This window comes from uncultured Microbulbifer sp. (assembly GCF_947489355.1).
GTDB lineage: Bacteria > Pseudomonadota > Gammaproteobacteria > Pseudomonadales > Cellvibrionaceae > Microbulbifer.
Map to the genome: position 1 here is coordinate 1 of NZ_CANLDD010000007.1, position 15,064 is coordinate 15,064.

The 15,064-nt window shown below is 56.9% G+C and carries 11 protein-coding genes; 6 read left to right on the top strand and 5 right to left on the bottom strand.

Features of this window, described 5'->3' with window-relative positions; translation table 11 throughout:
• Nucleotides 1-182: 182 nt before the first annotated feature.
• Entirely contained in the window at nucleotides 183-635 is a 453-nt protein-coding gene (locus tag Q1A48_RS04950) for a helix-turn-helix domain-containing protein (RefSeq protein WP_366523377.1), read from the bottom strand.
• Nucleotides 636-711: 76 nt separating this feature from the next.
• Here Q1A48_RS04950 and Q1A48_RS04955 point away from each other — a divergent pair, with 76 nt between their 5' ends.
• From Q1A48_RS04955 to Q1A48_RS04965, 3 genes are all read left to right on the top strand, one after another.
• A complete protein-coding gene (locus Q1A48_RS04955; protein WP_299942035.1) occupies nucleotides 712-2,166 on the top strand; it encodes an MFS transporter in 1,455 nt (484 codons plus the stop codon).
• Nucleotides 2,167-2,457: 291 nt separating this feature from the next.
• Complete coding sequence (locus Q1A48_RS04960) at nucleotides 2,458-2,988, top strand: hypothetical protein (RefSeq protein WP_299942037.1); 531 nt, start codon at nucleotides 2,458-2,460, stop codon at nucleotides 2,986-2,988.
• A gap of 107 nt (nucleotides 2,989-3,095) precedes the next feature.
• On the top strand, nucleotides 3,096-3,917 hold the full coding sequence (locus Q1A48_RS04965; RefSeq protein ID WP_299942039.1) for an alpha/beta hydrolase-fold protein: 822 nt from the start codon (nucleotides 3,096-3,098) through the stop codon (nucleotides 3,915-3,917).
• A 78-nt stretch (nucleotides 3,918-3,995) separates the two neighbouring features.
• On the opposite strand, the gene Q1A48_RS04970 is transcribed toward Q1A48_RS04965, so the two are convergent.
• The 4 genes from Q1A48_RS04970 to malT all read right to left on the bottom strand — a co-directional run bounded on the left by Q1A48_RS04970 (nucleotide 3,996) and on the right by malT (nucleotide 12,345).
• A complete protein-coding gene (locus tag Q1A48_RS04970) occupies nucleotides 3,996-4,868 on the bottom strand; it encodes a polyphosphate kinase 2 family protein (protein ID WP_299942041.1) in 873 nt (290 codons plus the stop codon).
• A gap of 50 nt (nucleotides 4,869-4,918) precedes the next feature.
• Nucleotides 4,919-7,456 (bottom strand): plasma-membrane proton-efflux P-type ATPase, encoded by a 2,538-nt coding sequence (locus tag Q1A48_RS04975; RefSeq protein ID WP_299942043.1) that lies wholly within the window; start codon nucleotides 7,454-7,456, stop codon nucleotides 4,919-4,921.
• 359 nt (nucleotides 7,457-7,815) lie between these two features.
• Complete coding sequence (locus Q1A48_RS04980; protein ID WP_299942045.1) at nucleotides 7,816-9,471, bottom strand: alpha-amylase family glycosyl hydrolase; 1,656 nt, start codon at nucleotides 9,469-9,471, stop codon at nucleotides 7,816-7,818.
• A gap of 159 nt (nucleotides 9,472-9,630) precedes the next feature.
• Nucleotides 9,631-12,345, bottom strand: coding sequence for an HTH-type transcriptional regulator MalT (malT, locus tag Q1A48_RS04985; RefSeq protein ID WP_299942048.1), 2,715 nt, complete (start codon nucleotides 12,343-12,345; stop codon nucleotides 9,631-9,633).
• A gap of 389 nt (nucleotides 12,346-12,734) precedes the next feature.
• On the opposite strand from malT, the gene Q1A48_RS04990 reads away from it, so the two are divergent.
• The 3 genes from Q1A48_RS04990 to Q1A48_RS05000 are packed head-to-tail and all read left to right on the top strand — an operon-like array spanning nucleotide 12,735 to nucleotide 14,980.
• Nucleotides 12,735-13,628, top strand: coding sequence for a hypothetical protein (locus Q1A48_RS04990; protein ID WP_299942050.1), 894 nt, complete (start codon nucleotides 12,735-12,737; stop codon nucleotides 13,626-13,628).
• Nucleotides 13,629-13,672: 44 nt separating this feature from the next.
• A complete protein-coding gene (locus Q1A48_RS04995) occupies nucleotides 13,673-14,323 on the top strand; it encodes an MBL fold metallo-hydrolase (RefSeq protein ID WP_299942052.1) in 651 nt (216 codons plus the stop codon).
• A gap of 45 nt (nucleotides 14,324-14,368) precedes the next feature.
• Nucleotides 14,369-14,980, top strand: a complete 612-nt coding sequence (locus Q1A48_RS05000) for a DUF2799 domain-containing protein (RefSeq protein ID WP_299942054.1) — start codon at nucleotides 14,369-14,371, stop codon at nucleotides 14,978-14,980.
• Nucleotides 14,981-15,064: the final 84 nt, after the last annotated feature.

Genomic DNA, 15,064 nt, shown 5'->3' on the forward strand with positions numbered 1-15,064 from the left:
ATCTTTGCCGCTGAGGTCTTTGCCCTCACGCAGCGCCTTGACAGCAGCATCCATATCGAAAGTAGGTTTGGTCATAGGTCATCTCTTTTTTGCTAATGATAAAGAAATGACACAGAATTCTGAACACTACCCTAAAAATATGGATAGGGTCAGGTTATACAGATTGAACCTCTTATAAACTCTCATCGCCGCCTGCTTGGTATTACGAGTTTGCCTTTGCGCTCTTCCTTGTGTTGTAACTTGGCGGCTTTCTTGATCAGGTTCTGGAAATTGGGGCACTCCAGCTGATTTTCCTCGGGGCAGTTGGCCACATGCCGGAGACCGTCGCGCATGGCTTGCAGGCGGTGTATGGTCTTGTCCAATACGTCCGCCTTGCTCAGCAGTTGTTCCCGGTCGATATCGGGCTTGTCGCTATAGGTAAACATGGCTGCCAACTCGCCCAGTGAAAAACCGGCGTAGCGGCCCAGGGAGATCAGTGAGAGTTGCTCTACAACACTGGCCGGAAATACCCTCGTGATTCCACGCCTGCGGATGGACTTGATCAGGCCCTTTTCCTCATAATAACGCAGTGTTGAGGCGGGCAGTCCCGAGCGTTTCGATACCTCGCCGATATCCATTTCCTGTGGACCATCCATTGATATTGACCTCAAGTTGACTTGAAGTTGTATCCTAGTTTTCCCCACAGTCAATAGCAAGGTGAATCTACAACTGATGTTTGCTGTCAAGAAGTTGATCAAAACCTCCAGTGACCCCATATCCAGGGCGCCATCCGCCGGAGGCATTCTCACGGCACTGTGCCTGGCAACGCTGCTCAATGCCCTGGCAGTCAGCAGTGTCAACATTGCTCTGCCGGAGCTGGTAGCCAGTTTTGGGACGACTTATGGCCGGGCCCAATGGATTATTATTGCCTTTGTGATGTTGCTTACGGCAACCCTGGCCATTGCCGGACAGGCCAGTGACCGGATCGGGCGAAAGACAATCTTTGTCCATGGAATGGTAATATTTACCCTGTCCACGTTCCTCTGTGCGATATCGGCGCATATCTGGATGCTGGTATTCTTTCGGGCCCTGCAAGGCATTGGAGCGGCGATGTTTGTCGCCGTCTCCATGGCGATTGCCAGTGACACTTTTTCCAAGTCCCGGGTGGGGATGGCGGTAGGCCTGCTGGGCAGTGTATCGGCAGTTGGCACAGGCATGGGGCCTGTACTGGGTGGTTTTTTGCTGGAAATCGCCAACTGGCAGGCGGTGTTTCTGGTGAAGGTGCCGTTGGGGGTTGCCATTTATTGGCTGGCAAAAAGATATCTGCCCGATGATGCAGGCACCAAGCCTGGAAAAACCACTGTGGGCCCCTTCAATATCCTGTCGGTCATTAGTATTTTTTCTGCAATTTTTTTCTATACCCTGTCGATAAAACCCCTGAATGACAGCTACGGTGTAGTCAATATACTCGCGATAGCGATCTCCGTGCTTTCTCTGGTGGCTCTGTTATTCGCAAAGCGCCGACTATCCCGCAGAGCACCATCCCCTTCTCCCAGCTTGGGTGGTCACGAGCTTTACACCAATCTGGCCAGCAATGGGCTTGTTGGCGCCTCGGTCATGAGTTCTCTGGTTGTCGGTCCTTTTTATTTGACCCTGGCTCTGGGTCTGAGCTTTTCTCAGGCCGGTTTGGTGATGTCTGCGGGGTCATTTGCCGTGGCCATATGTTCGAATATTGCGGGGCGCCTGGTAGATCGATTCAAATCCCGTAGTGTGGTTCTTATGGGGCTCGGTTTTCTGGCACTGGGGGCATTGGGAATGGCACGCCTGGATGCCAGTGAGGGCGTGCTGGGCTATCTGGCCTGTTCAATCGCCATGGCAATCGGTTACGGCACTTACCTGTCTTCAAACAATACGTTCACAATGAACAGTGCCGCTGAAGAAGTACGCGGGAGTGTTTCCGGCCTGCTAAACCTGTCGAGAAACCTGGGTCTGCTCACCGGTGCCTCCCTGATGAGTGTGGTGTTTGCCGGAGCTTCACAACTGTCTTATATGCATACTGCCGATACAGATCTGGTCGTGGCCGGACTGCATAAAGTGTATGATCTGACACTGCTATTACTGGTGACTGCACTGATTGCACAGGCGGTGGTTATCCTTTTCGGGCGCAATAAAAAAAGGGTTGGTTGAGTCTGCCCGCAGTGGTGCCTGCCTCTCTTATAATAAGCGCCCGATCGCCAATCATTCCTTTCTGGGCCGCTATAGGTTCTGCCCGGGGCTGTTAATTCCCGCTGCACAAGCAGGCAAAAAAATCTGGACCGATTCTATTGACCTCAAGTGAACTTTAAGTTGTATCTTGTTATTCCTGAGGCGGTAGAAGCCTGGTAGCACCGGAGGGTGGTATCCGGGTTGTCGCGGGGCCAGGGGTTCTGGCTCCGACGCTATCGCCTGTTTGAATGTTGATAAAGCAGGAGAAAGACGATGTCAGAAAATGCCCTCGATAGTGGTATTGCAGGTCTGTGTAAATCCTGGACCGGTTTGAATTCGGATACCATTATCCAATGTCGAGCCGTACTCGCACGGCTGGCGGCCAGCTCACGTTCCGAATCCTGGCTGGCCGAGCTGCACGAGAGAAAGGCACCTACGGCGGAGCTGTACCGGGACCCGGAGCGGGGATTTATACTACTGGCCCATGTAGAGACGCAGGGCCTGTACCGCAACCCGCACAACCACGGTGATGGCTGGGTATTTTATGCCCTGCAACACGGTGCGGTGGAAATGTCTACCTACGGCCAATTTAAGGAGCAGGTCAACGGGGAGGGTCTTGTCAGCCGCGGGGCCTATACCATGAAAGCGGGAGACTGCAGTGCTTTTCTACCGGGCGATATTCACGATACACTTTGCCTATCCGAGTACTCATTAATGTTTCGCCTGACCAGCTGTGATTTCTCAGTGGAGAAGCGCGCTGGTCGGTTACAACAATTTAAGCCGGTTACAAGAGCACACGTTTAGAAATTTCCAATCATCACCCCGGCTACCCTACGGGTAGGCGGTTTGATACCGGTAGAAGTTTGTGCTTTTGAACAGGTGTTTTTTTGACCTGAATTAGGGGTGCCATTATGCAAAAACTGCTTCTTTTGATATTTTTTATGGCGCTTGGCTCACCGGTGTGGGCAGGCGAGGTTGAACGTTCTCCATTATCAATCGGGGAGGCACTGCGTTTCTCATCCAAAATATTGAATGAAGATCGCACTTTAAATATCTATCTGCCGCCCGGTTATCGCAAGGACCAGAGTAAACGGTATCCGGTGATCTATCTCCTGGATGGCTCCATGGAAGAGGATTTCATACATATAGCGGGTTTGGTACAGTTTGGTTCTTTTTCCTGGATCAATATGTTGCCGGAGAGTATCCTCGTCGGTGTTGGCAATGTGGACCGAAAACGAGATTTTACCTTCACCTCTAAGGTGCTCAGGGATAAAAAGGAGTTTCCATCCTCTGGTGGCTCAGGCAAGTTTATAGCGTCGCTGATGAAAGAGATGCAGCCCCTTGTAGAACGCAATTACAGGGTAAGTGGACAAACAACCCTGATTGGCCAGTCGCTCGGTGGCCTGTTGGCCACAGAGATCCTTGTCAAGCATACCAATCTGTTTGATCACTATATTATTGTCAGTCCCAGCCTGTGGTGGGATGGTGAATCCCTGCTTGAGCTGATTCCTGCGGGCTGTTGTGCTGCCAAATCCATTTATGTTGGTGTGGGCAAGGAGGGGGCGGTGATGGAGCGGCTAGCCAGAGAGTTGCACGATAAGTTAGACCCGGATAACAAAACAGAGACGGTGCACTTTGGCTATTTTAAGCAACTCGATCACGGAGATACATTGCACTTGGCGGTTTATGACGCATTTGGAAAAATATTTTCCAATCAAGCCCCTCAAGAGTAAAGCAGGCAGTTTTAGATTGTATCCTTAACGGCAAAGGCTGTGGTATCAAGCACCATCCATTGGGGTGCTGGCAGGGTTCTATTGATTTTTTTGGGGGGCTTTAATCAGGCCCTCCTTTATATCCTGCGCATCCAGTGCATGGTATTTCTTTATGATTGCTTTGATATCCACCTTGGGTTTCGGAAAACGCATGTTGAGCGATTCCATAGCTTCGGTAACGATAGCGGCCACGGCCAGGTTGCGAAACCATTTGTGATTGGCAGGAATAACAAACCAGGGCGCATAGGGTGTGCTGCATTTACTCAGTGCATCCTCAAAAGCCCGCGTGTAGCTATCCCAATAAGCGGCTTCGGTGTAGTCATTTTCACTGATTTTCCACTGCTTTGTGGGGTCATCGATACGCTGTTTAAATCGTTTCAACTGCTCATCGGCATCAATGTGCAGAAAGAATTTTAGAATCAGGGTCTGGTGGTCGGATAAAAGTTTCTCAAAATGGTTGATATGGCCGTATCGCTTTGACCAGATACTTTCCGGCACCATGTCGTGAACCCTCTGAATAAGCACATCCTCATAGTGGGAGCGGTTAAAAATGGCAATGTGTCCACGGGCTGGAACAACTTTGTGGCAGCGCCACAGAAAGTCATGGGCCAGTTCCTCCTGCGAGGGTTGCTTGAAACTGGTCACCGTACAACCCTGAGGATTCATGGCCCCCAGGACATGGTTGATGGTGCCATCCTTGCCAGCAGCGTCCCGCCCCTGAAGGCATATCAGCAGAGCGCGTTTGCCCTCTGCATACATGAGATACTGCAGGGAGCGAATTTTCTCATCCAGCCTTTGGATGACCGGCATGGCCTTTTCGCGGTCACTGTAGCAGTCTGTAAAACCGGGATCAATTTTATCCAACTTAATCCTGCTGCCGGGTTTTACCCGAAAGGATTCAAAGCAGTTCATAACGTTTCCCTTTTGATGAGCGGTATGGATAAGAGGCACGGGGCGGATGGCTAAATATCCCCGAGGTGCCGGTAAATCCCTTTTTTCACCAGATCCAAAACGAACATCCACACAATCATATAGAGCCATACCAGTCCGATCACTGCCCATGGGATTGCGGGTACCAGCCAGCCAAAGCCACACATCAGTACGGTGAGGGCCTGGGTACCCACAATGGCGACAAGCAATTTTACAGCGGGCAATGGTTTCGAAAAAAAGGCGGCACGGGAGCGAACAATGAATAGCAGCAGATGTCCACCGGCAACAATCTGCAGAAAAAGGATTGTCTGGATTTGCGCTTTGTTGAGCGGTATCCAGGACTGCCAGTGACTGTTCTGCAACCACTCCATACCGATCAATAACAGCCCCAGGGTTTGTGCGATGGAAAACAAGCCGATAATGGTTGCGCCAAGCAATAAATGGTGCATATTCCAGTGCACGGGGTTTTTGGGCAGCAGGGTGTTGTCGTAGGCAATGGTCATAATGGGAATATCATCCAGCAGGGCCACCAGCACGATCATTATCGGGGTCAGTGGGGGAAAGCCGAAGAGTATTGTGGCAAAAACCACAACCACCATAATATCCAGGGTCATGGATACACGAAAAAGCACATAGTTGATAATGCGTTCAAAAATTTTTCGGGCCTCGTCGATGGCATCGATCACTGTAGAGAGGCCTGGGGCGGTCAGGATAATGGCCGCGGCGGCACGGGCCGCATCCGTGGCACCACTGACGGCAATGCCGCAGTCGGCCTGTTTTAGGGCGGGCGCGTCATTGACGCCGTCTCCTGTCATGGCCACCTGGTGACCGCGCCCCTGTAGTGCTTTGACAATGGCGTATTTATGTTCGGGGAATACCCTGCCAAAACCATCCGCGTGTTCCACACAGTCGACCACTTGCTTCGGCAGGTGATCCATATTTTTTGTGTGGGCAAAAACGGCTCCGGCAGAAAAAATATTTTGACCAATCCCCACCTGCGCTGCGATTTCTTTGCCGATGGCAACATCGTCACCAGTGATCATTTTTACCTGAAGGCCGTGATCCCGGGCGCGGCTGATGGTTTGCTTCGAGTCCTCCCGGGGTGGGTCCTCCAAGGGTAGAATGCCCAGGAAAGACCAGTGTTCGCCATCGTCACTGCTTGCCACACCCAGCGTGCGCAGGCCGCGGGAGGCGAGCTTCTGGACACAGGCCGTGGCCTTTCCGGCCCTGTCGCCACTGAGCTTACACAGGGTTATTACGGCCTGGGGCGCGCCCTTGCAAAAGAACAGGCTGTTTCCGTTTTGATCAGTTACGCGGGCTTGAGCGTATTTGGTTACCGGGTCGAAGGGGGTGAATTCCTGCAACCGGTAGTTGCTGAGCGGGCGCTTGTCTACAAGACCGGCGACAATGGCCCGGTCTATCGGGTCGGTGGAACCGGCTTCAGAGGCAATGGCAGCCGCGAGAATCAGGGAGGCCTCGTCTTTTGCGGCAAATAACTGGGGGCTGTGCAGGCTCAGTTGGTTTTTTGTCAGGGTGCCGGTTTTATCAGAGCACAGTATGTCTACCCCGGCCAGTTCCTCAATGGATTCCAGGCGCGAGACGATGGCTTTCTTGCGCGACAGCGCCAGGGCGCCCAGGGCGTTGGTGACGGTAATCACCGAGGGCATGGCCACGGGAATGGAGGCGATCAATAGCACCAACACCGTGCGCAGGATATTGATAAGGTCAGACCAGTGCCAGCCCGCCGCCAACACAACATCCCGGTACAGCAGGGTACCCACCAGTAGCAGGGCCAGCAGCAGGCACAATACGATCAGGAAGTCGCCGATACGGGTGACGGCTTTTTGCGCATGGGAAACGCCCCGGCCGGCACTGGCGACCAGCTTGGCGGTGCGCCCAAAAAATGTACTTGCACCGGTGCCGATGGCAACCGCGGTCATTTCCCCACGCTTGGCAATACTGCTGGAATAGCCGATATCGCCCACTGTCTTGTCGACCGGCAAGGACTCTCCGGTGAGGGCGGCCTGATCAATACTGATGGACTTGCCGCCGATAAAACGCACATCGGCAGGTACGATCTGCCCCAGCTTGATACGCACAATATCGCCGGGCACCACGGCGGAAGCGGGCAGGGTTTTGTACTCTCCATCGCGCAAGATCTCCGCCTCTGGTGCCATGTTGGCTTTGAGGGCGGCGAGGGCGCTGGAGGCTTTATATTCCTGCCAAAAGCCCACCGCCGCATTGTAGAGCAGGAGCCCCACAATAATGGCGAAGTCCGGCCAGTGACCGATCAGGGCAGACAGCACAGCGGCGGCCTCAATCATCCAGGGGATGGGTCCCCAGAAAAAACGCAGTAGCTTTAAAAGGGCGCTTTTTTCTTTTTCCCGGATTGTATTGGGCCCGAATCGCTGGAGTCTCGCTTCTGCGTCAGGTTGCGTCAGTCCTTTGGGGGAGGTGTTGAGCGCGGTGAAAACGGCACTGGGTTCCGCAGTCTGCAAATCCACTTGGGCACCGCCAGATAGAGCGGCAGTGGTTTTGCTGTGGATGTGGGCGGAGCCCGGTTGAGGCACGTGTAGATTCCCGCTGGTGGTTAGGTCTATGGGTGGCTGGCAGCAATGACCGTCCTGTTGATCGTCGCCGCTTCAACGCTTAAATCTAGCAGTTTGCGCCAGACGGAATGTTGTAAACAATGCCGACAAATCTGTGCCTAAGCCCATCCGGATACCCGCAAGAGAAATTGTCTGGCCGTTGTGTGAAAGCACTGCGGGAATAAAAAAAGCCGGCCCAGGGCCGGCGAGAGGGCAGACGTCGAGAGGATAAGCTGACGTTGCAGAGACAGAGAAAAATAAACACGCAATACCAGGGAACCCCGGTATCGCTTGTATAGAGGTTGAAGATCGCCACTGTCTATTGCCTGCCGGGGCAAGACCTAGGGGCTTTCAGTGTCGGTTTCCCCGCGCAGAACACAGGCCCCGGCGGGCATCAGGGTCAGGACACCCGCACTGCGGGCACTGCTGAACAGGCTGGGGGTAATATCCTCGGCGCTGGCAAATGCCACTGGCAGCATAAAGGTCTCGGGGGTTGTGCCCAGGTTCAGGGCAACCAGGTACGCCGTGTGCGCCGTGCGCCGCACGAATACCAGCAGGTCGTTGTCCGTAGGCACCACTTCCTGCTCTGCCGTGGCCAGGGCTTGCGGCAACTGGCGGTGCCACTGGATCAGGGTGCGGAATTGGTTGAGCATGGCGTGCTGGTTGTCCTGCTGCTCACTGGTCGCGCGCAGGCGATGCTCGTCGGGGATTGGCAGCCAGGGCTTGCGGGTGGAAAAGCCGGCATATTGGTCGCCCCCATCTACCCAGGGCATTGGCGTGCGGCATCCGTCACGCCCCTTGAATTCCGGCCACAGGTTGATGCCGTAGGGGTCAACCAGGTCTTCAAAGGCGATATCCGCTTCGGGCAGGCCCAGCTCTTCGCCCTGGTACAGGCACACACTGCCGCGCAGTGTCAATTGCATCAGCAAGAACAGCGGGGCCCGCGCCTGGGCCAGTTCGCTGTCCAGGCCCCGGTTCCAGCGGGACATGGAGCGGGGTACATCGTGATTGCCAACAGACCAGCAGGGCCAGCCCTTTTCGATGACCTCGCGGTTTTTTTCCAGGGTGTCGCGCAGGAATTGGGCGCTGCAGTCCTCGGTCAGCAGATCGAAGGAATAGGCCATATTCAGGCGATTGTGCGTGGTGTATTCAGCCATGATCCTATGGGTGTTGTCATCGCCCACTTCGCCCATGGTCACGGTTCCGGGGTATTGATCCATCAACTGGCGTATGCGTTGCAGGAAGACCCGGTTCTCCGGTTGAGACTTGTCATTTATGTGCCATTGGTAATCGTAGTGATTAACCGGCGGCAGCCCCTGCTCGTCGAGTTTGAGCGGGCGCGCCGGGTTGTCGTCGAGGGCCTGTTGGTGGAAGATAAAATTCACCGCGTCGAGGCGGAATCCGTCCACACCACGATCCAGCCAGAATCGCATATCGGACAGCAGTTGCTCCTGTACTGCGCGGTTGTGCACGTTGAGATCAGGTTGCTCTTTGAGAAAATTGGCCAGGTAGTATTGGCGGCGGCGGGTGCACCAGTGCCAGGAACCACCGCCGAAAACCGAGACCCAGTTATTGGGCGGGTTGCCGTCTGGTTTCGGGTCCGCCCATACGTACCAGTCGGCCCTGGGGTTGTCGCGGCTGGAACAGCTCTCCTGGAACCAGGGGTGCTGGTCTGAGGTGTGGCTCAGGATCTGGTCGATAATGATTTTCAGGCCGCGCTGGTGCGCCGCATCGATCAGTTGGTCAAAATCCTCCAGACTGCCGAAGATCGGGTCCACATCGCGGTAGTTTGCCACATCATAGCCAAAATCCACCATGGGTGACTGAAAAAAGGGGGAGATCCAGATGGCATCCACGCCGAGAGATTTCACGTAATCCAGTTTTTGCGTGATACCCGGGATATCGCCGATACCATCCCCATTGGCATCGCAAAAACTGCGTGGATAGATCTGGTAAATAACACTGTTGCGCCACCATTCGGTGCTGTTGCCGGCCATCGATTACTGCCTTGTTTCATTATTCGAAGCGTGGGACAGGCCCACCCTGATAAGGATGGCATGAGTATGGGGGAGCGGGTGGTGGGCTTCCTCCTCCCCGTGGAGGGGGGAGAGGGGATGGCGGCGGACCCCTCGCTGTGCGGGGAACCGCTTCCTTGGCTAGAGGCGATCCTGTACCGAGCGCAGCATTCGCTCAGCCAGGGCGATGGCTTCCTGGCGGTCTTTTACATCCAGCTTCTGGTAGAGGCTGCGAATATGGGTCTTGATGGTGCTGGGGGCCACCTTGAAATGGCGTGCGATACGCTCATTGGACAGGCCCGAGTGAATGGCGTTGAGTACCTGCCACTCTCGCGGTGTCAGTGGCGAGTGGCGCAGAAAATCCGGCACCGCATCGCTGGCAAGAATCTCGCGAATAATGGTGTCGTCGAGCTCGATTCGAATCCCGCCATCCAGTTCCGGTTGTTGCTGGGCTAGACGAATCAACGCCTGGGCCTGGTCGGTTTCCGCTTCCTCCAGACCGCTTTCCAGAGCGGTTTTGAGGATCACGATCAAGGGTTTGCCGATCTGCAGGAAGCTCGCGCGGAAGTCCCGTCCTGCCGCCAGTTGCAGCGCTTCGGTGATCGCTGTCACGGCTTCCCCACGTTGCCCGCGCAGCCACAAGAGGTGCGATTCCAGTACCCGGTTGCGCAGGCGGTCAGTCGTTAGCCCGCATGCGCCTGCCACCTGTTGCAGGCGGCCCAGAAGCCGGCAGGCATCGGACCAGCAGTGCAGTTCGATCAGGGCGCGCACATGATTGCGTCCGTGGCACTGTTCAAAATGGTTGCAGGGTTTGTCCACTACCGGTGTCGCCTGCTCCAGCCAGGCGGCGATGGCCTGCTGGTTGCCGAGGGCGCGCCAGGTACGGATGCGGGTGGCATCGGCGTTGGCTATCCAGTCCCGGTGGTAGCGCTCATCTGAGAGCAGGCCCTCAATGCGGTCGAGCCACTCCAGGGATTCCTCTTTCTCCCCGCGCGCCTGGGCGATTTTCAGCAATAGGGTGTACTCCGGCAGCAGCCAGTGCTCACCCACTTTACGATTGATCTGCATACCGCGACGAGCGGACTGCTCGGCCCCTTCCAGGTCGCCGCGCTCCCACTGCAGCTGGCCGCGCAGGCGGCAGACAAACTCGGAGATGGGCAGGGTGGACAAGTGATTTTTCTGCACCAGGTGATGCACCTTCTTCTGCAGGGAAGCAGCCTTGTTCAACAGCCCCTGGGCGAAAGCGATCTCGGCTTGCTGACAGATGGCCCAAGCGGCACTGGGGATATCCCGCTCGGCGATGGCAAGGGCCTCGACTTCCTGCATATGGGTGTTGGCCTGATCCAGGGCGCCCAGGCAAAAGCTGGTTTCGCCGGTAACCAGCAATGCCGAGATGCGTTCACCGGATTGCTCACGATGCAGCAGCGCCAGGGCTGCCTCGGCGTACTCCTTGGCTTGCAGTGTCTGACCCCGGGCAATGGCAACCTGGGCGCGCATGGTGGCAAAAGCGCCTTCGTACTGGTGCCACTGCTGCGGGTCCTGACGCTGCAGCCGGCTCTCTGCGGCGGCCAGTTTCTTTTCGCACAAGTCGTATTCAAAGTTTTCCCACGCCATTTTCGCAGAGAGCAGGGTGAAGCGGGCGTTCTGTTCAAGCACCCCGGTCCCCAGCCATTCCAGGCACTCGCGCAGGAGCGGGGACTGGCCACTGCGCAGCAGCTGCTCACCTTGCGCGCCGAGTAGCTGGAGCAGCCGCTCCCGGTGCTCGCCGGCGAGGGCGTGGCGCAGGGCCTCCACCGGTTGGCCCAGCGCCTGCCAGGTGTCACAGGCGGTACTGTGCAGCTGCAGCAGCAGGTCGCGGTCGCTGAGCTGGCGCTGTAAAAAGCGCGCGAATACCGGATGAAAGCGAAACCATTGGCGGCTGGAATCCTGGGCCTGCAGGAATAGGCCGCGCTGTGCTGCCGCCTCCAGCAGTTGCTGGCCGTCAGCGCGGCCGCTCAGGCGCTCTGCCAAGCGGGCATTGACGCGGGTGAGAATCGAGGTGCGGGCGAGCAGGTCGCGCATCCGTGGCTCCAGGCGCTCCAGCACCTCCTCGGCGAGGTAGTCGAGGATATGGCTGTGGCCCCGTTCCAGCTCCCCCAGGTAGCGCTCCACTTCGGCGCGGTTGCGCACCGAAAGGGTGAACAGCTGTACCGCCGGTGGCCAGCCTTCGCTCAGTTGGTGCAATTGGGCAGCGCAGTCGGCCTCGAGCGTAAACGGCAGGCGCTGCTCCAGCAGGCGCGCAATCTCCTCAGTGTTGAGGGCCAGTTCATTGCTGCCCAACTCCAGTAACCGCCCCTGCACGCGCAGAGTGGCGAGACCCAGGGGCGGTTGGCTGCGACTGGCGAGCACTATGCCAACGCCGGCGGGAGCGTGGCGCAGTAAAAACCGGGTTGTGTCGTGTATCGCCTGGTTGTCGATCTGGTGATAGTCGTCCAGCACAATACGCAGCTCGCTGGGGAGGCCGCGCAGTTCCGCGAGCAGGTGACTGACAATGGCAGCCGGGTCCGGGCACTGGGGGGCCTGTAGTAGGCGGTGGGTCCGGGGTACGCCATTGCCGGTGGCGCGGTGCACACTCTCCACCAGGTAGCGGCAGAACTGGTTCGGTGCATTGTCGCTGGTATCCAGGGCGTACCAGGCTACCGGGTTGTCCTGGGTCGAGGCCCAGGCAGTGATCAGGGTGGTCTTGCCATAGCCTGCAGGCGCGGTTACCAGCAGCAGCTGGTCGCTGTGGCAGCCCTTGAGTAACGACAGCAGGCGCGGGCGGGCCAGGGTGTGCTCGGGGCAGTCCGGCAGGCTGTACTTGGAGGTTAATAACATCGCTGCAGGCAGGATTGTTGAGAATGTCTGATTTTTATACAGGGGTATTATGCACCAGTAGAGCGCTATTGTGACAGCGTTGAAATAAACGCAAGAATTCCATGGGATTGGCGAACTCAGTTCGAATAAGGGTGGCGTGGGCTTTGCTTTGGGCAGTATATTACCCGTGGGATCGGATCAGTCACACGGACCCCTGGCTCGCGGCTGCAGGAGGCACCGACCTCCGCCGCCACAGCCCTGCGAGTAAACGGACCCCATGGATTGCCTTTGGGCACTGCCGCTGATACACACGTAACAAAGCGTATGGGGCGGATCCCGATTGGATCGTGGGGTAAGGGCGCAAGGTGGTTTTGACACCACGTCAATAACAATAATAAAAAGAGGCAAAAATGGCCGAAATTGTTGTCCTGGCCGCCGCCGGTATGGGGGCTGTCCGCAGGGACTTTGCAAAGCCGCTTTTCTCCGCGCTCCAGAGTGCGCTCGGTGATGACTGGCTGCGCCTGCACTGCGACTCACTGCCTGGTGTGGAGGCGATTCACAACAATATCGAGCGGGTGTTCGAGAGTATGCAAAAGCGCGATTTGGACGGTCTGCGTGCACGCAAGTTTCTGCTCTATGGCATGGCCCAGAGCACGGCACAGCTGGAAGATATCCAGCAGCGCGATGGCATTTACGAGCGGGGCCAGAGCGCGATTTATGCCGCACTGCAGCGGGCTGCCGCCATCGCCGGAGACAGGGCCCCGGTGGTACTGTTGAGCCACTCGGTGGGATGTATCACCCTCTCCAACTACTTGTGGGATGCCCAACGGTCCAGTGTGAACCATGGTATCTGGCGCGATGGGGCCCCCAGCGGTGTGCGCAGAGGCTCTTCCCGCGAGCGCTTTTTACGCCTGAAGACACTCAGTCACTGGTACACCTTGGGGGCTACCAATCCCCTGTGGTGTTCGGGCAAAGCGCGCGAGCAGATTCAGGCAGTGACGTCAAATTCCCGCGGCTACCTTTTTCGCTGGAAAAATTTCTACCACCCGGACGACCTGTTTGGCTGGCCCCTGAAACCCCTTAGCCCCACCTACAAGCAGGCGGTGTACCGGGATTATGAGACGAACCCGCTCAGTGATCACCGTGCCAGCGGGGCGGGCCCCCAAGTACTGCCGCCAGAGGATTACTGGTGTAGCGAGCGGGTGCAGGAAGAGTTGATCGGGGATCTGCGCGCACTGCTCAAAAGTGGGAATCAGGGGGCTTCGGTACATACGGAGCGATCTCGCGAGGCACTCGCGGTATAATTCGGGACACCTGTAACAGCCCCCAAAAAGGTTGGGTTTTGTCTATGTCGCTGCAATTTCACTCGATTCCGGTTACCCCCTTCCAGCAGAACTGTACACTGCTCTGGTGTGAGAACAGCAAGCGCGCTGCGGTGGTGGACCCCGGTGGCGACCTCGACAAGATCCGCACCTTCGTGCACAAGCACGGTCTGAGCTTGGAGAAAATTCTCTTGACCCACGGTCACCTGGACCATGTGGGCGGCACAGCGGCCCTGTCCAGGCAACTTCAGCTTCCCATTGAGGGGCCGCACAGGGGGGACCAGTTCTGGATTGAGCAGCTACCGGTACAAGCGCAAATGTTCGGTTTTCCCCCGGTGGAGGTGTTCACCCCGGATCGCTGGCTGGCGCAGGGCGATACAGTGCAGGTCGGCGACCAGCAGTTGGAAGTGTTGCACTGCCCCGGCCACACTCCCGGCCATGTAGTATTTTTCCACCGCTCCAGTCAGCTGGCCCTGGTCGGTGATGTGTTGTTTGCCGGTTCCATTGGGCGCACCGATTTTCCTCAGGGTGACCACGACACCCTGATTCGCTCGATTACCGAGCGCCTCTGGCCCTTGGGGGACGAAGTGCGCTTTGTGCCCGGCCATGGCCCCATGTCCACCTTTGGGCAGGAGCGCCGGACCAACCCGTTTGTTGCCGACAAACGCTTCGGCTGATTGGCTGCAATGGGAGAACAATAATCACCGACGGAGGTCGGCGCCATGTCTGCAAAATTGCGTGTATCCCTGCTGTTTATCACCTGTGTCGTTAGTGGCTGTGCAGTGGTTTCCGAAGAGGCCTGCCACGCCGGGCTCTGGTATGAGCGCGGCTTACAGGACGGGGCCCGGGGGCGTACCCAGTCGCTGGTGTACGAGATCGCACGAGAATGCCAGAACTATGGGGTACACGCGGACAGCGAGGCCTGGTTGCGCGGGCACGAGGAGGGGGTGGAGCGGTTCTGTACTGCGGAGAACGGTTTTTATCAGGGGCGCCGGGGCCATCAGTATGCGGGTGTGTGTATCGGGCCCACCGCCGACCTGTTTCTGGACAATTACCAGCGCGGACTCGCTGAGTATCGTGTAGAGCAGCGGCATCGCAAGCTGCACTGGCGCCGAGATGCGCTGGTGCGGGAGCTGCACCTGGTACACCGTGCCCTGGATAGGGCGGACAGCGACAGGCAGCGGCGTGCCCTGTATTTTCAGCGCAGCCGGTTGTCATGGGCGTTGCGTTCACTGGATATGGAATTGCACCGCTACGGACTTTTCGGACCCGGTGATGTCACACCCGGTTTTTATCCCCCCGTTTTCTTTTCATCCGGACTTTTTTACTGGTAAATGCCGAGGGTAGACGGGGTGTCGAATCACGGCAGTGTCCAGCCGGGTTTTGTACGCGGTCAACAATTTTGGAGAGCGTTATTT